Source organism: Lacticaseibacillus sharpeae JCM 1186 = DSM 20505 (genome assembly GCF_001436225.1).
GTDB lineage: Bacteria > Bacillota > Bacilli > Lactobacillales > Lactobacillaceae > Lacticaseibacillus > Lacticaseibacillus sharpeae.
In genome coordinates, this window is the sequence record NZ_AYYO01000010.1 from 92822 (window position 1) to 110169 (window position 17348).

Annotated in this window: 12 protein-coding genes and 1 pseudogene; 5 read left to right on the forward strand and 8 right to left on the reverse strand. The window is 54.8% G+C overall.

The genetic code is table 11. The annotated features are described in order from the left end of the window. The first annotated feature begins 31 nt into the window (after positions 1-31). The 4 genes from parE to FC18_RS03030 all read left to right on the forward strand — a co-directional run bounded on the left by parE (position 32) and on the right by FC18_RS03030 (position 6816). Positions 32-2047 (forward strand): DNA topoisomerase IV subunit B, encoded by a 2016-nt coding sequence (gene parE, locus FC18_RS03015; RefSeq protein WP_056975423.1) that lies wholly within the window; start codon positions 32-34, stop codon positions 2045-2047. A 3-nt stretch (positions 2048-2050) separates the two neighbouring features. Next, a complete protein-coding gene (gene parC, locus FC18_RS03020) occupies positions 2051-4486 on the forward strand; it encodes a DNA topoisomerase IV subunit A (protein ID WP_054676135.1) in 2436 nt (811 codons plus the stop codon). 257 nt (positions 4487-4743) lie between these two features. Further along, positions 4744-5727, forward strand: coding sequence for a LysR family transcriptional regulator (locus tag FC18_RS03025; RefSeq protein WP_054676139.1), 984 nt, complete (start codon positions 4744-4746; stop codon positions 5725-5727). 165 nt (positions 5728-5892) lie between these two features. Then, a complete protein-coding gene (locus tag FC18_RS03030) occupies positions 5893-6816 on the forward strand; it encodes a manganese-dependent inorganic pyrophosphatase (protein ID WP_054676143.1) in 924 nt (307 codons plus the stop codon). 59 nt (positions 6817-6875) lie between these two features. On the opposite strand, the gene FC18_RS03035 is transcribed toward FC18_RS03030, so the two are convergent. From FC18_RS03035 to FC18_RS03060, 7 genes and pseudogenes are all read right to left on the reverse strand, one after another. Next, the gene (locus FC18_RS03035; protein ID WP_054676147.1) at positions 6876-7343 is read right to left on the reverse strand and encodes a hypothetical protein; all 468 of its coding nucleotides are present in this window, start codon (positions 7341-7343) and stop codon (positions 6876-6878) included. Positions 7344-7381: 38 nt separating this feature from the next. Next, the gene (locus FC18_RS03040; RefSeq protein ID WP_082620456.1) at positions 7382-8773 is read right to left on the reverse strand and encodes an MDR family MFS transporter; all 1392 of its coding nucleotides are present in this window, start codon (positions 8771-8773) and stop codon (positions 7382-7384) included. A gap of 685 nt (positions 8774-9458) precedes the next feature. Then, positions 9459-9845, reverse strand: a pseudogene (locus FC18_RS12440) (GNAT family N-acetyltransferase); the annotation flags it as partial. Positions 9846-9869: 24 nt separating this feature from the next. Beyond that, complete coding sequence (locus FC18_RS12370; protein WP_263849217.1) at positions 9870-9998, reverse strand: hypothetical protein; 129 nt, start codon at positions 9996-9998, stop codon at positions 9870-9872. Positions 9999-10176: 178 nt separating this feature from the next. Further along, positions 10177-10470 (reverse strand): ArsR/SmtB family transcription factor, encoded by a 294-nt coding sequence (locus FC18_RS03050; RefSeq protein WP_054676152.1) that lies wholly within the window; start codon positions 10468-10470, stop codon positions 10177-10179. A 206-nt stretch (positions 10471-10676) separates the two neighbouring features. After that, positions 10677-11231, reverse strand: a complete 555-nt coding sequence (locus tag FC18_RS03055) for an NUDIX hydrolase (RefSeq protein ID WP_054676155.1) — start codon at positions 11229-11231, stop codon at positions 10677-10679. Between the two features lie 199 nt (positions 11232-11430). Next, entirely contained in the window at positions 11431-12300 is an 870-nt protein-coding gene (locus FC18_RS03060; RefSeq protein WP_056975426.1) for a DegV family protein, read from the reverse strand. Positions 12301-12609: 309 nt separating this feature from the next. Between FC18_RS03060 and FC18_RS03065 the strand changes: the two genes are divergently transcribed. After that, positions 12610-14316 carry an NFACT RNA binding domain-containing protein gene (locus FC18_RS03065; protein WP_056975427.1) on the forward strand — a complete coding sequence of 569 codons (1707 nt, stop codon included), beginning with the start codon at positions 12610-12612 and terminating at the stop codon, positions 14314-14316. A gap of 159 nt (positions 14317-14475) precedes the next feature. On the opposite strand, the gene FC18_RS03070 is transcribed toward FC18_RS03065, so the two are convergent. Beyond that, entirely contained in the window at positions 14476-17343 is a 2868-nt protein-coding gene (locus FC18_RS03070; protein ID WP_056975428.1) for an ATP-binding protein, read from the reverse strand. Positions 17344-17348 lie beyond the last annotated feature (5 nt).

Genomic DNA, 17348 nt, shown 5'->3' on the forward strand with positions numbered 1-17348 from the left:
TAAAGTATTGCTGTTGAAGAGAGGTTAGATGATGGCTAAGTCAAGCGAAACATATACAGACTCGTCCATTCAGGTTCTGGAAGGACTTGAAGCGGTCCGCAAACGGCCCGGGATGTACATCGGGTCCACCGACGGCCGCGGTCTGCACCACCTGGTTTACGAAATCGTCGATAATGCTGTCGATGAAGCACTCGCGGGTTACGGGGATGTCATTGCCGTAACGATTCATAAAGATAATTCAATTACCGTTGTCGACCACGGGCGGGGAATGCCGACCGGGATGCACGCCAGCGGTAAGCCGACCATTGAGGTCATCCTCACGGTGCTGCACGCCGGCGGGAAGTTCAGCCAGAACTCCTACAAGACGTCTGGGGGGCTGCACGGGGTTGGCTCGTCTGTGGTCAACGCGCTCAGTGAATCCCTCACCGTGCGCGTTGTTCGTGACGGACAAGCCTACATGGAGAACTTCATTAATGGGGGGCATCCAGATGGGGGCCTGCAAAAGTTGGGTAAGGTGCGCGAACCCAATGGGACCACGCTGACGTTCAAGCCCGACCCCACAATTTTCTCCACCACCGTCTACAACTTCGACACGCTCGCTGAACGTCTGCGTGAATCGGCGTTCTTACTCAAGGACATCACGATTACCTTAACCGACGAACGGGGCGAAGGACGCGCTGAGACTTACCACTATCCAGACGGCCTCAAGAGCTTCGTGGCTTACCTGAACGAAGGTAAGGACGCCATGTCGGAAGTCATGCAGTTCGAGGGCGAAAAAGACGGGATTGTCGTCGATTTTGCCGGCCAATACAATGACGGCTATTCCGAAAACATCATCTCGTTCGTCAACAACGTCCGGACTGGTGATGGTGGGACCCACGAAACTGGGTTGCGCAGCGGGATTACCCGCGCATTCAACGATTTCGCGCGCAAGGTTAACCTGCTCAAGGATCGTGACAAGAACCTCGAGGGTAGCGACGTCCGCGAAGGCCTTGCTGGGGTGCTGTCAGTGCGCATTCCAGAAGAGCTGCTCCAGTTCGAAGGCCAAACTAAGGGCAAGCTCGGCACGCAGCAGGCCCGGCCCGTGGTCGACAGCGTCGTGTACGAGCAGCTGTCCTTCTGGCTCATGGAGGCTGGGGATGCAGCGCAAGAGCTCGTGAAGAAGGCCCTGCGCGCCCGGGAAGCCCGGGAAGCGGCCCGTAAAGCGCGCGATGAATCCCGCACCGGGAAGAAGAAGAAGAAGGACCAGGGCGTTCTTTCAGGCAAATTAACGCCGGCCCAGAGTAAGAATGCCGCGAAGAACGAACTGTACCTGGTCGAAGGGGACTCCGCCGGCGGTTCTGCTAAGCAGGGGCGTGACCGGAAGTTCCAGGCCATCCTGCCTTTGCGCGGGAAGGTGCTGAACACGCAGAAGGCCAAGTTGCAGGACATCGTGAAGAACGAAGAAATCAACACTATGATCTACACGATTGGTGCGGGCGTCGGCAGCGACTTTGACATTAAGAGCTGTAACTACGATAAAGTCATCATCATGACCGATGCGGATACCGACGGGGCGCACATTCAGATTCTGCTGCTGACTTTCTTCTACCGCTACATGCGGCCGCTCATTGATGCCGGCAAGGTCTACATTGCCTTGCCCCCACTGTACCGGCTGTCTAAGGGCGCAGGTGCGAAGACCGAGATTCGCTACGCCTGGACGGATGCGGAGCTCGAGAAGGAAGTTAAGGCCATGGGCCGTGGCTACACCTTGACCCGGTTCAAGGGGCTGGGGGAAATGAACGCGGACCAGTTGTGGGAAACGACCATGAACCCGGAGACTCGGACTCTGATTCGGGTGCGGATTGATGATGCCCAGCTGGCTGAACGCCGCGTGACGACGCTCATGGGCGACAAGGTTGAACCCCGGCGGGAATGGATTGAGAAGAACGTCCAGTTTACGCTCGATGAAGAAGGCTCAATTCTGGAAACCGGCACGAGTGACCACGAGAACATTCAGTTTGGCGCGCAAACCCTGAAGAAGCAGCTCAAGCGGAAAGGAAAGTAATCGATGGCAAATCAAGTTCAAGAATTAACGCTTGAAGAGGTCATGGGTGACCGTTTCGGCCGTTATTCGAAATATATCATTCAAGAACGGGCCCTGCCTGACGTGCGCGACGGGCTCAAACCCGTGCAGCGGCGGATTCTGTACGCGATGAACCGGGACGGGAACACCTACGATAAGGGGTTCCGCAAGTCCGCTAAGTCGGTTGGGAACGTCATGGGTAACTTCCACCCCCACGGTGATAGTTCCATCTATGAAGCAATGGTGCGTCTGTCCCAAGACTGGAAGTTGCGCCTGCCGTTGATTGAGATGCACGGGAACAACGGGTCGATGGACGGGGATCCGCCTGCCGCAATGCGGTACACGGAAGCCCGTTTGTCTAAGATTTCGGGGGAAATGCTGAAGGACATCGACAAAGAGACCGTGGATATGGTCCTCAACTTCGATGACACCCTGCAGGAACCAACTGTGCTGCCCGCGGCGTTTCCGAACCTGCTCGTCAATGGTGCGACCGGGATTTCGGCCGGGTACGCAACGGAAATTCCGCCGCACAACCTGGGTGAAGTCATCGAGGCACTGCAACTGCTGATGGACAACCCGGACGCCACGCTCGATGAACTGATGACCGCCGTGAAGGGGCCAGACTTTCCCACTGGCGGGATTATTCAGGGCCTAGATGGCATCAAGAAGGCCTACCAGACTGGTCGTGGCCGCATTGTGGTTCGCTCCAAGACCAAGATTGTTGATGTGCGCGGTCACCGCCAGCAGATTGTCGTCTCTGAATTACCATACGAAGTGAACAAGGCCGCCATGATTAAGCGGATTGACGACCTGCGTTTGGCGAAGAAGGTTGACGGCATCAGTGAAGTGCGGGATGAAAGTGATCGGTTCGGTCTGTCCGTGGTCATTGAGCTGAAGAAGGACGCCAACGCTGAAGGTATTTTGACCTACCTGTTCAAGAACACGGACTTACAGGTTACCTACAACTTCAACATGGTCGCCATCGCCGACTTGCAGCCGAAGCAGCTCGGCCTCAAGCCGATGCTGGAAGCTTACTTGGCGCACCGGCGCGACATCGTGACCAAGCGTGCCCAGTTCGACCTGAAAAAGGCCCAGGCGCGGGAACACATCGTGCAAGGGCTGATGAAGGCCCTGTCGATTCTGGATCAGGTCATCAAGACGATTCGCGCCAGCAAGGATAAGGGGGATGCCAAGAACAACTTGGTTGCCCAGTACGACTTCACGGTTGAACAGGCCGAAGCCATCGTGTCCTTGCAGCTGTACCGTTTGACCAACACGGATATCACCGCCCTCCAAAAGGAAGCGGCGGAACTGGCGCAGGCAATTGCTGAATACCAGGAAATCCTGAGTGACCCCACTGTCCGCGACCGGGTGATTCGCAAGGAACTACAGCGGATTGGCCAGGAATACAGCACGCCCCGCAAGAGTGTGATTGAAAACGAGGTCGAAACCCTGGAAGTCGACACGACCGTGGTTGTGCCGGACGAACAGGTGATGGTACTGGTTTCCCGCGACGGTTACGTTAAGCGTAGCAGTTTGCGGAGTTACCAGGCCGTCGACGCCGCACAAAACGGGCTGAAGGACGAGGACTTCGTGATGTTCGAAGGCGCCCAGTCGACGCTGGATCACCTGTACATCTTCACCAGCCTCGGGAACGTTATTTACCGGCCAGTGCACGAACTGACTGATGCGCGCTGGAAAGACTCCGGTGAACATCTGAGCCAGACAGTGGGACTCGGGAGTGCGGAAACGGTGCTCGCCGTGTACGCGTTCAAGGACCTGACGCTGCCCGGCACCTTCGTTCTGGGGACCAGCGACGGGATGATTAAGCAGACCAGTCTGGCTGACCTGCAGCCGACCCGAACCTACCGCAGCAAGCCGATGATGGCGATGAAGGTGAAGGGGGATGCCCACGTGACGGACGTCTACTACACTGAAAGCGCCGCTGACCAGCTGATTTTTGCGGCTACGACCAAGGGTTACGGATTGACGTTCAGCGCCAGTGAAGTGCCAGTGACCGGTGCGCGTGCCGGTGGGGTGAAGATGATTAACCTCAAGGACGACGATACGGTTGCTGACTTCGTGCTGGCAGACAATACCGATCAGGTGGTCGCGATTGTTACCCAGCGCGGGGCGTTCAAGCAGATGCCAATCAGCGAAGTCATGCCGACGAGTCGGGCCAAGCGCGGTCTGCAGATTCTGCGTGAACTGAAGAAGAGTCCGCACCGAATTGTTGCGGCCCGGTCCGTGACAGATGGAACGGTCTTGGATGTTTTGACGGCAGATAGCACGATTACAACCATCAATCCAGCCAATCACCCAACTGGTGATCGATTCGGGAATGGTTCGTTTGTCCTCGACACGGACACGGTGGGTGAACCCCAATACGTGCACGTGCGGCAGTGCGAAACATTGTTATAAAAGGCTTTTAGCCGAGCTTAAGGTGGCGTGCAGCGATGCATGCCACCTTTTTTGCTGGCCCAAACCGGCCACAGATGATTCTGCAGGCCGCGCTAATGACTGGCTTAATGTGCACCCGAGAAACTTGCACATTTGCATAAACTTTTTGTGCGGCACGCTTGCTAAATGTTAACGATTATCTTATAGTTATTGTTAAAAGGTTGGCATTCGGGGCACCGACATTGCGGTGCAAAATCATCAGCCAAAGGAGCATAACGATGAAAACCAAGCAGGAAAACATCTTTTCTTCAAAGACGCTCAGCTATTTCCTCCAGCTCGCTGAAACCATGAACTACACGCAGGCGGCGCAGATTCTGGGGATTACGCAACCAGCACTGACGCAGCAGATTAAGAAGCTCGAACGGACGGTTGGGGCACCACTGTTCTTCTCCGTCGGCAAGAAGCTGCACTTATCCGATGCTGGGGCAACGATGCTCGCCGCAACGCAGGAAATCTATGAAGTGCTCAACCAGGCGACCGACGAAATTCAGCGGTCAACTAGTGCTACTTCTGGTGCGATTTCCGTTGGGTTCCTGGCTTCCATCGAGGATTCTGTCTTCAACGCGTTCATTGCGAAGTACTACAAGATGCACCCAGACATCAACGTGAACTTCCGGATGATGACTCGGCGCGAAATCTGGGAACGCCTCGAAAACAACCAAATCGACCTGGCCGTAATGTACCTGCCAGATGACTCCATCAAGAACTGGAAGCCATACGAATCCCGGACCATCTTCAACGAACAGCTGATGTTCTTGCACCACGATGACGTGCTCGCGGGCCGCGACACGGTTTCCTTCAACGAAACCGTGGACAACCGCCCATGGGTTTCCTACCCGGACGATTACTTCCTGGCGCACCTGATGCGGGAAATGTACAAGAACCAGCTCGTGACGCTGCCTAAGCCCGTTGCGCAGTTCACTACGCCGTTCCAGATTGCGGAATTCTCCAACCGGACGAATGTGGACACGGCACTGCCAGCTAGTTTCTACGTGGCCCACAAGAACGAAATCACGGCGGAAGCAGCGAGCTTCGAGCCTGCGATTAACTTCGAGCTCAGCTTCGTCTTCCGTAAGGGTAAGGACCAGATTCCACGTATTGCCAACTTCCTGGATGAACTGGATGCATACCTGGCTGAAGAAGACTACCTGTCCCGCATCGTTAAGGACAGTGGCCGGATGCTCGCAGATTCAAACAAGTAAACTACGCATAAAAATCGGCCCCGGGTCGATTTTTTGCGTTCAGGGCCATTAAGCGGGATAATATTGGGGCAGGAGCAGAAATTTTGTGCGATTTGCCATTTTAAACTTGACCGTGGCCGACGTTGCGCTCACAATTAATCTAAATACGTTTAAGGAGATTTGTTCATGTCTACTTTGATTTTCGGGCACAAGAGCCCAGATACAGATGCAATTACTTCCGCAATTACCTTTGCGCAGTACGAAAAGCTTAGCGGCAACACCGACGTTGAAGGTGTTGCACTGGGTACGCCAAACGACGAGACCAAGTACGCCCTCGACTTCTTCAAGGTTGAAGCACCACGGGTCATCACGAAGGCTGCTCCTGAAACAGATACCGTTGAACTGGTTGACCACAACGAAGCCCAGCAGTCCGTTGACGACCGCGCCGAAGTCACCATCGCGAAGGTCATTGACCACCACCGGGTTGCCAACTTCGAAACAGCAGCACCACTGTACATGAACATCCAGCCTCTGGGTAGCTGCCAGTCCATCATCTACGGCATGTACCAGGACGCAGGTTTTGAAATTACCCCAACAACTGCTGGTTTGATGGCTTCCGGTCTGATCTCTGACACCTTGCTGCTGAAGAGCCCAACAACCACTGCCCGCGACAAGCAGATCTTCGCTGAACTCCAGCAGATTGCGGGTATCGACCTGTCCGAATACGGTCTGAATATGCTGAAGGCCGGCACCAACCTGGCTGCCCGCACGGACAAGGACCTCATTGACGGCGACGCCAAGACGTTCGACATGAACGGCACCAAGGTTCGTGTTGCCCAGATCAACACCGTTGACCTGAACGAAATCTACGCACGTCAGGACGCCATCGAGGCTGCAATGCAGGCCGAAGTTGACGCTGACGGCTACGGTTTGTTCCTGACTGTTGCCACCGACATCCTGAACAGCAACTCTGTCGGGATTGCACTCGGGGCTACGGACAAGGTTGAAGCAGCATTTGGCAAGCAGTTCGACGCGAACAAGCGGATGGACTTGCCAGGCGTTGTTTCCCGGAAGAAGCAGGTTGTCCCACAATTGACCGCTGCTTTTTAAAACTAAAGCAAATTAAAAGACCAGCTCGGCAATATTGCCGGGCTGGTCTTTTTGTGTGCCTACTTAGTGGTCCAGGTCGGAATGGAGATATCCGCGTAGCTCTTGGTGGTCTTGCCGTCCATGCCGGTGAACATGTACATGAACTTGACGAAACTGTTCTCGGCCTTTTGCGTGGTGATTTTAGATTCCATCATCGCCACGTTGCCCTTGTGCAGTTTAACAATCAGGTTGCCGCCGTCATTCTTGTAGGTGGTTTTGCGGCCGCTGGGGTCTTTAACGGTGACACTGAAGGTCTTGCCGCTACCGTTCTTGGTTACCTTAGTTGATTCCGCAAAGGCGGTTTGGGTGGTCTTGGTCGTCTTTTGGAAGCCGAAGCCATTCAGCATGGTGAGCGTTAGTAAAACGGCACAGACGGCCAGGAGCGCGCCTGTAGTTGCTACCAGGGCCTTGCGCAGCCGGCTGCGCTTCAAGAAAATCATGCAGGCGAAGAATGCGACGGCGAGAACGCCAAATACGATAAGAATCATGTTGTTTCCTCCAGATATGTGTCCAGCAGACGCTGGGATTATTGTTGATCTATGCGGTCTTGCGGCAAGCGGGTTGCGAGAACGTAACCGATGATGGCGAAGACGGTTGAAACGATGAATGCGGCGCGGTAACCACTAACGGTTGCGGCGAGGGTTTGGGCTAACGCGGCCGCGGCAGAAACACCCGCACCAGGCATGTTGGCCTTGGTGACTACGGAGAGCACGGAAACCAGGATTGCGGTCCCGATTGACGCCGCGATTTGCCGGACGGTGTTGTTGACGGCCGTCCCGTGACTAATCAGGTTTGCGGGCAAGGCGTTCATCCCGGCAGTCGTCACGGGCATGGTCACCATGGTAATCCCGAACATCCGCACGGCGTACAGGACGGTGATGATGACAATTGGCGTGTCTTCACCAACCGCAATCAGCGGGATGGTGCCCACTAGGAGCAGGAACAAACCGGTATTGGAGAGCCGCTTGGCGCCTAAATGGTCGAAAATCCGCCCGGTGATGGGACTCATGATCCCCATCATGACGGCCCCCGGCAGCAGAATCAGCCCCGAGTTAAACGCACTTTCGCCCCGAATGGTTTGAATGTACATTGGCAGCACCATCTCGACCCCAACCATGGACATGAACGCCACGGCCGTCAAGATGACGGAGAGGGTGTAGATGGGGGAGGTGAAGACGCGCAATTCGAGCAGGGGAGTCTCCATATGCAGCTGGCGGTAGACGAACAGGATTACGAAGATGACCCCGAGTGCGAGGGCCCCCAGAACAACGGGGCTACCCCAGCCCTGATCGCCGACCGTGGAGAAGCCGTACAGCACGCTCCCGAATCCAATCGTGGACATCACGACGGAGACTGAATCAATCTTCGGGTCGGTGGTGGTGAGCACCTTGCGCATCGTGAAGCTGGCAGCAACGATGACCAGGATGGCGATGGGAATGATGATGGAAAAAAGCGACCGCCAGCTGTGGTGTAGCAGCACCCAGCCCGAAAGTGTTGGGCCGATGGCTGGAGCCAACCCGATAACAATCCCGGCCAGACCCATCGCGCTCCCACGCTTTTCAGGTGGGAAGATGGAGTACATTACGTTTTGGAACGTTGGGGCGGACATACCGACCCCTGCGGCCTGAATCAGCCGGCCAGCAAGCAACATGGGAAAACTGACGGCGAACCGACAGATAATCGTCCCGAACAGAAACAGGCTGATGGCACTAATATATAGGTATTTGACGTTAAATTTCGCCAGTAACCATGCGGAAACGGGAATCATGATCCCCATGACCAGCATGAATCCGGTTGTCAGCCACTGAACCGCGCTGGCACCAATGTGGAAGGTCGCCATCAGGGTTGGGAAAGCAGTGGTCAGGATGGTTTGGGTCAAAAACGTTGTGAACGTCCCAGTCAGCAACGTTAGTACCATCAGTATCCGGTTATATGGGCGTCCATTAACGTCCACTGGTGCATTATGCAAGCAAAATCTCTTCCTTCATATGAAATTTTTGGTGGGTGGGTGCTAAAACAAGCACTGCAAACATTTGTTCGCAAAAAAAGAAAACGCCCAGATATGTACAATCCGTGGTCTTACGTGGATAGAAAAAGTACAATAGATTAACTTTATCATGAAATTATGAATATTGTGTGAGCATCGGTTGACTGCGGCGAAAATCCATGGGTGCCAGTCATTGTGGCGGCAGTTGCTGCGACGTGCGAAAATTGAATGTCGCTGACGACGATTCTAAGGCCAAGTTGCGGGTTTGAGGCGGTCAACTGACTAACTACGGCATACAGGAACGCAATCAATGCCAGCACCAATTTACCGCTGGCCAATTTACTGGCGCGCACATAAACGTGGCGTGCACAGTTCAGTTAGTGGCAGCGGATTGGCCATAATCCAGCGGGGACCATGCGCCAAAGTGCCGACAAATGTCGGCGGGCCGGGATTTATGCGGCTTAAATGATTAATTAGTGTGTGCACTAATTATATCTGACGCGTCTTCTGCGTATAATATATATTATGTAAACTAGAAAAAGTAAATAAACCGCACCGTGCTTTCAGGTCCCCCATTAGCACTAAATTACAGTTTAAACACTCAGTTTTCAAACACTCAGTTTACGGGCGTTTTTTCGAGCAGCCACTCATTACCGTCTTCAATGCCCGTTGCCAGGTGTTCTAGATTGGGAATGCGCCGTCGCAGCGAAAACCCGGTCCGCTTTGCAAGGGCGTTGCTGCCGCGGTTGGTAGCGGCGGCGTGGATCATCAATTGGCTGTAGCATGAGTTTGTAAATGCAGCCACGATTAGTGCGTGAACAGCCTGAGTCATGTATCCATGACCCTGAGCGTCTTCAGCAAGCCAGTAGCCAATTTCCCCAGCGTTTGCTGTATCCGTGTGCCGTAAATCGATGCTCCAAATGATGTGGCCACCAGCACAAATGACGTAGCGTGCCTGACGGTTAGAAATTGGTTGGGCACGTTTCAGAGCGTCCAGTTCATTTGCTAACGAGCGTACTTGTGGTAACTAAGTTAGATAATGGCTCAGGTACGTACGATTGCGATTAATGACCGCGAACAATTCTGGTGCATCACTTGCTGTAGGCACGCGCAGAATAATGTTGGTGCTGATGGTGATTTCACTGGGCATTTGCATAGTTGTTGGCTCCTAGGATGAATGAAAGATAACGTGACCGTACGCCGAAATCAGCCAAATTTAACGCAAAAGTGTGATTTGAACGGCAAACTGCGGTATTTTTTTACGCAACCACCTTGAACGGGCTAATCTTACTTGAAAGGCGTTATATTTGAAAGTTCTATACATATCGAAGCACCTATAAGGACGTTAAAAATCCCGGCAACACTCCATTAAACACGACAATATTCAGCGTGATCTCTTTAGCCTGACCGTGGCGTGTGATTGTGATTAAACCGGCCTCACGCATGATTTTGAAGTGGTAAGAAACGGTAGATTTACCTATTTCAAGAGCGTCAGCCAGTTTACTGTAGTCCATTTGGTTGTGGTTGTCGCGCAACAGACGCACTATCCGGAGTCGGTTCTCGTCAGCTAGGGCTTTAAAGATTTTGACCCGTAATTCGTCGTTGCTAATTGATTGTTTTATATTCATAGAACTATTGTAGCATTTGCCGTCAAAGCCGTCACTACGGGGTTGACGATTCTGCTGAACTTTTTGGCGTCAGTCATCGTTATGGTGCTGAACGGCGGCTCAATTACCCTCACGACTGGTTTTAAATAACGAAATCAGACGCTTTTTTAAAAACCGGCACACAAAAAAAGAGGGTCTCCCCTCTCTTCGCCTGATACAGCATCTACTTATTTTGCGCTGTGTAACCAGTACATCACCGTGGCAATCGTTTGGGCTGATGTAATTTGTCCCTGGTTAATTGCGGTGATGATATCAGCAACGTCGACCAGACTGGTGGTCACGAATTCATCTGCATCAAAGTGTTTGCTGGTTCGCTTCGCTGAATCGATTGTCGCAACGAAACAGTGCTGCAATTCGTTGGTCATGCCTTCACTGGCGGTGATTGTCAGCAGCGGCTTGAGCGACTGCACCTCATAGCCCGTTTCTTCTGCCAGCTCGCGACGTGCAGCAGTTTCGGGGTCCTCACCGGGGTTTATCAGTCCAGCAGGTAGCGCAATGGCCTCACGGTTAACACCAACCCGGTATTCACGACCGATAAGTGCCTGCTTGTGGTCGGCTGTTAGCGCAAGAATTACAACTGCTGCTGCGTGGTCGATGAGGTCACGATTGACTGTTAAGCCGTCGGGAGTCGCAATCTTTTGTTTCTGGACGGAAAAAATTGGGCCCTCATACGCGGTGCTGCTGCTTAGAACTTTACCTGGAGTCGGTTCGAAATTAATCATGCTCAGTTCCTCTCAATCTTGTATCGTTACTTTGTGAAATGTTGTTCAATATTCATGGTGTTCTTTGTGATTTACGTTCATGACGATTTTAACGCACTTTACAGCGTAAGTCGCCGGTAAGTGGTGGTTTAATTGGCGTGAATGGCCACAAAAAAAGGGATAGGACGGATGCCCTACCCCACTAACAATGAATCTATATTTATGCCTTCGTAAAATCCTTCATCCAGGCGAGCGCAATTGCTTTCTCCCCTAGGTGGGTACCAATAACGGGACCGAAAAATGACGTTTCGAATTCAATATCAGGGTGCTGCTGTTCGAGCTCTGCCTTCCACGCCGCTGCGGCCTCTGGGTCGTTGGCGTGAATGATGAGACCACGCACTGGGTAGTCAACCTTGGTGAGTGCCTCGTTGAAGAGTGTCTCGACGCGGGCGTAAGCTTTTTTGAGCGAGCGAATCTTCTCGATGGCAACAATCTTGTTGCTGACCGGATCGAACGTCAAGAGTGGCTTAATCCGCAACATGCCGGCCACAAAACCAGCCGCGTTGGAGAGGCGACCACCGCGCACCAGGTTCTGGATGTCGTTGACGATGAAGTACTCGTCAATGGTGCTGCGCAAATCATCCAACCGCGCGATGATTTCCGCCACGGAGTTGCCGGCTTTGGCCATCTTGGCGGCTTCGAGCGCGAGCCAACCCATCAGCTTCACGGTAATCTGCGAATCGTAAACCGTGACGTGGACGCCTTCCAGTTCGGAGACGGTTGAACGCAGGGTTTGCTGGAATCCAGAAATCGTGCTGGCCAGGTGGATACTGATGACCTCGTCGTAGCCCTCGTTCTTGAGATTCTCGTACAACTTGAGCATCTCACCCAGTGGGGGCTGACTGGTGCTAGGGAAAGTTTTGGCCGTTTTTAGTTTGCCGTAGAATTCAGCGGGCGTAATGTCGACCCCTTCATCGTAGACGGTTCCGTCGAGGATGACCGGGATTGGGACAACGGTGATGTTGGCCGCTGCCGCTTGTTCTTTGGTTAAGTACGCTGTACTGTCAGTAACAATCGCAATCTTCGTCACTTTCTCAGCTCCTTCACAATAATCATTATAGAATATACCACATTTACTAGGCCGCTGGCGAACCACGAATGTGCCAAAGTGTTGCTGTATTCGCATTCATTGGCAATCTTATGCGAATTGCTAAATTTTCGGCTGCGGGCGGACATCTACCTGCGATTGCACTAACCAGCGGTCCGCTTTGCTTTGCGTCGTAATCGGCAAAACGGTACAATTATTTAGTATCGAATCACGTTGAACTAATAAGTAAGTCCGCGCAAAAGACTGTTTGTCGCGGCAACATCCAAGCAACCATGAATAAGGAGAGATATTATGTCATTTGACGGCATGTTTACCCACGCTATGACCGGCGAACTAGCGGGGTTACTCACTGGCGGTCGGGTCACCAAGGTCCAACAACCGTACCAGAACGAAATTGTGCTGACCATTCGTGCGAACGGGAAAAACCGGCCATTGCTGCTGTCGGCGAACCCGCAGTACGCGCGCGTGCAGATTACCGCGATTCCGTTCGCCAACCCCGCGGTTCCGTCGAACTTCACGATGGCGCTGCGCAAGTACCTGGCCGCGGCCACTTTGACCAGCCTGACCCAGGTCGGTGCTGACCGTGTGCTGCACCTTGATTTCGCGAGTCGGGATGAACTTGGTGACGACATCAAGTTGCGCCTGGTCGTCGAACTGATGGGCCGGCATTCTAACATTACCCTCTTGAATGTGGGCACGAACCGCATCATCGATCTGATTCGCCACGTGCCGGCGGACGAAAACCGCTACCGCTTGCTGATGCCGGGGGCCGATTACGTGGAGCCACCCCACCAGGACAAGCTCGATCCCTTTACGGCGCAGAGCTCTGACTGGGTACCACTTGTCGAACAAGCCGACAATGCGGCGGACTTGGCTAAGCTGCTCCAGGGACGTTTCCAAGGCCTGGCCCGGGACTCCGCTGTTGAGCTGGCCACGCGGATGACTAGCGGGCTGCCAGGGGCGGCCTGGAGCGGCTTCTTTGACGCACTCGATCATCCGACCGCGACGATTACGACGGACAAGAAGGAATACTTCACCGCCACCGGCTACGTGACGCTTGCGGGCGAGCGCCAAGTCTTCCCCACCCTCTCGGAGATGCTGGATGCGTTCTACGCGCAAAAGGCTGAACGGGCACGGGTGAACCAGGTCGGGGCCACCGTAATCCGGGTGCTGAAGAACAACACCGACCGTGTAACCTCGAAGCTCAAGAAGTTGAATCGTTCGCTGGAAGAAAGCGCCAAGGCTGACCGGCTGCGTATTCGTGGCGAAATTTTGACCACGTACCTCGGGCAAGTACCGCGCGGGGCCACAAGCGTTACCTTGCCTAACTTCTACGACGACATGCAGCCACTCAAGATTGCGCTGGCCCCGGAACTAGGTCCAAACCAGAACGCCCAGAAGTACTTCACGCGGTACCAGAAGCTGCGCAACTCGGTCTCCCACGTCCACGAACAGATTGCCGTGGCCACGGATGAGTTGAACTACCTGCAGAGCATCAGTGCCCTGGTGGATTTGGCCGCGCCTAAGGACCTTGAGGATATTAAGACCGAGCTGACCCAAGCCGGCTACATTCGCCAGACGAAGAGCAAGGGCAAGAAGAAGGCCCGCGTGAAGGTGGCTAAGCCCGACACCTTCTGGGCCAGCGACGGCACCAAGATTCTGGTCGGCAAGAATAATTTGCAAAACGACCAGCTGACGCTCAAGACGGCCGCGAAGGACGATATCTGGCTCCACGCCAAGGACGTTCCTGGCTCCCACGTCATCATCGACAGCAACCACCCCTCGGACCAGACACTGGTGGAAGCCGCCAAGCTGGCCGCGTACTACTCACGCTCCCAGAATTCCGGGAACGTGCAGGTCGATTACATTCAGGTCAAACGCATCAAGAAGCCTAACGGGGCCAAGCCCGGCTATGTGATTTACACCGGGCAAAAGACGATGGCGGTCACACCAACCAAGGAATTAGTCGATAAGTTGCGGATCAAACCCACAATTTAAAGCAGAGAACCAGCAGGCAGCCGACCTGCTGGTTTTTCTTTGCCAAAAATTGCCGCTAGTACGCAACTGTAAATAATTTTTCTTATGTCAACTTCCCTTTCCCTGCACACAAACAAGCGCGTCAACCATTCACGGCTGACGCGCTTGTTTTATGTTCAACTAAGCATCGGTACGGGTGTTAATCAGTGGGGCCAGCGAGAATGCGCGGGCTTCGAACACCTGTAAAATCGCGTCGGCGGCAACCGTGTTCAGAATTGGCACGGTGTGGGCCGTGGCTCGGCGCCGCAACTCATCGTCTGGTTCGTTCATCACGATTAGTTGAACACTGTTGAGGTGCTTGGCGTGTTCAGGCCCGACAATCTGGAAGCCGAGGCTGGCGAGCCGTGGCGCTAAGTTTTCGCGGTCAGTTGTCCCCTCTTCCAGCAGCACGGTGCCGTGGTCGGGCAACGGCTCGTGGGCGGCGGCAAAGGCCTTGATGAGTGCCTTCCCCAGGCTGAGGTCGGTACCCATGACCAGACCAGTTTGGACCATTTCGGGGATGGTTTTACCGGGTGCGATCAGCCCGCTGCGCAATACTGGCAGCAGGACGTGGACGCCGGGAGCCTGGGCAAGCTGCCCCGATTCAACGCCGCAATCCGCCAGCTTTTGGCCGAGCAAGACCCGGCAGGCCAGCGAAATGGCGTCTGAACGCAAAGTTTTGGCCAAAAATGGCACGGTGGCACTGGCGCTAGGACCGATGAAAGTGACGGTGATTGTGCCATTTTCGACGACCATATCCGCGTGCACGAAGCCAATCAGGCCCATCATCTGGCTCATGGTCACGGTGATTTCGATGGCCTTATCGGTGAGCGGTGCGGCCTTCTTGCGCGGTGGGGTCACGGCCAAAACGGTGCCGGCGCGACTTTCATTCTGCTCAAGACTGTTGATGACACCGAGCACCGCAACGGTTTCCCCGTCCGCAATGGCGTCAACGGCCAGGTGGGTAGCCTCGATGGTTGTTTCCACATTTCGGTTCTGCTCTACCCGCCATTCTGCATCGCTCAGGCCGTCCAGAACGGCGTCTAGCTGTGCGTGCGGAACTTTGCGCGTTGCCCCGACAGTCGAGCCGAGAACGGGAATGTCGAGCTTACTGAGCATCCGGGCCACACTACTCCCCTCGCGACCGGCAGTTTGGCAAATCACACCGACGGGCTGCTCGATGGCGACAATGTCGCGAATCAGTTCGGGGGCCACGTTACTGATGTAGTGCTTGGCGCCTGGGCAAATCAGCGGGCGCGGACTGCTGCCGACCAAAATTGGGGTGTAGCCCGCATCGTGAATCGCCGTGAGCATCTTCGTACTGATGGACTCGTGGGCCAAGTTGAGCCATGGCGCCGCTGCATTTGGCGCCAGCACAATGACCCGTTTAATGCCTTCAGCAACGCTTTCGTTTTCCTGCTCGTAGGTCGCATAGAACGTTGCGGTTGGTTGTTCAATCAGCCCCATGCCGTCCAGCGACTTGAAGGTGGGCAGAATTCCTGCCTCTTGGCGCAGCTGGTGCACCGCGTCCTCCTTGGTCTGCCAGATGTTAGCGACGGTGGTGTCCAGGAACCCGTACCGCTTAGCCGTGTGCAACAGGTCGGTGTCCAGCGGGTTGGCCCGTAATTCTTTCACCGTCCGCACCAAAGTGGCCACCGCCGCGATGAAGATTCGGTTGACGTGGGCCAGTTCGGCCAATTCGGCGACGGTGTAATCGCGTTCCAGGGCGACCCAGAAGGCTGCTAGGCGCAAATCACTAGGATGAATGATGTGCTGGGTCAGCTCGTCTTCATCCCAAGCCCGCATGCTGGCGGGGATGACGGTTGTTGGCGCTTGGCGCAACGAGTAGATTCCCTGAAGCAGCACCGATTCCAGCATGCGGCCAGCGGTGATGATGGCCCCGCCAGCGGCCAATTGTGGCCCGAGTTTGGCCCCACTGAGCCCAGATTGTGGGAACTGCGGGAACCGCGCGACGATGGCGTCGATACCGGGTTCAATGTCGGCCACCATTTTGGGCGCATCCGGGGCCTCGGCGTTGATGTTGATGTCTGGCAGGTTCTTACCGAGCGCTACGGCCGTGTTGACGGTAGCCACAGGGTAACCGGTGGCGCGTTCAACCAGGTCGGTTGCCCAGGCAAGTCCCAAGCGGAATTTGAGCATGTACCAGGTCGGACTGTTCGGGTCGATGGCAAACGAAACGGTTGCTACCCCCTGCAAGTCCAGCGCACGGGCCACCTTGAAGCAGGCGCTACGCAGAGCGCTGCGGTCGCTATCGGTGAGCGATTGTGCGGGCGTAATGGTTGTGGTGTTGACCGGGTTTACCCCCACCGGATCGAAGTTCTCCAGGGTGCCGAGGAGAACGCAATTGTCGGCCGCATCACGCATGACTACGAGTTCAACGGCCTTATAACTACGAATGGCGCGTTCAATCAGGATTTTGCCGCCACCGATACTGTCCGTAATCAGGCGAATCAGCTCCACACTGTTGCGCGCGATGCCCCGGGTTTGCCCCCGCCGCATCATGACTGGGTAGCCGATGTCGTTGGCAATCGCCAGTGCCTGTTCCTGGTTGTCCGTGTAGGTGGATTCCGGAAGTGGAATTTGCAGGTCCGCGAGCAAGTTGCGCAGCGCCTCACCATTTTCGGTTTGGCTAATTGCGCTGAGGGGACTGCCAAGTACTTGCACGCCTAATGCGGCCAGCAAGCCGTTTGCCGCGACTTTTTGCACAATATCGAGCGCGATTTGGCCCCCGGCGCTAGCGAGTACTGCGTCCGGCTTTTCTCGCCGCAGCACCTGGCTGACGAATTCGGTGGTCAGCGGAGCAACGTAAAAGCGGGCCGCCATGCGCTCGTCACGGAAGACGTTGGGGTCGGACGTGACCAGAATGACGGTTTTACCCGCCGCGACGAGCGCCCGACAGCTCAAATCGGTGTCGGCCGCAGACGTTGCGGGCTGGGCGGAACTGACGGGCCCTGAACCAATAACAAGGACTGTGTTGAATGTTGACAAAGAAG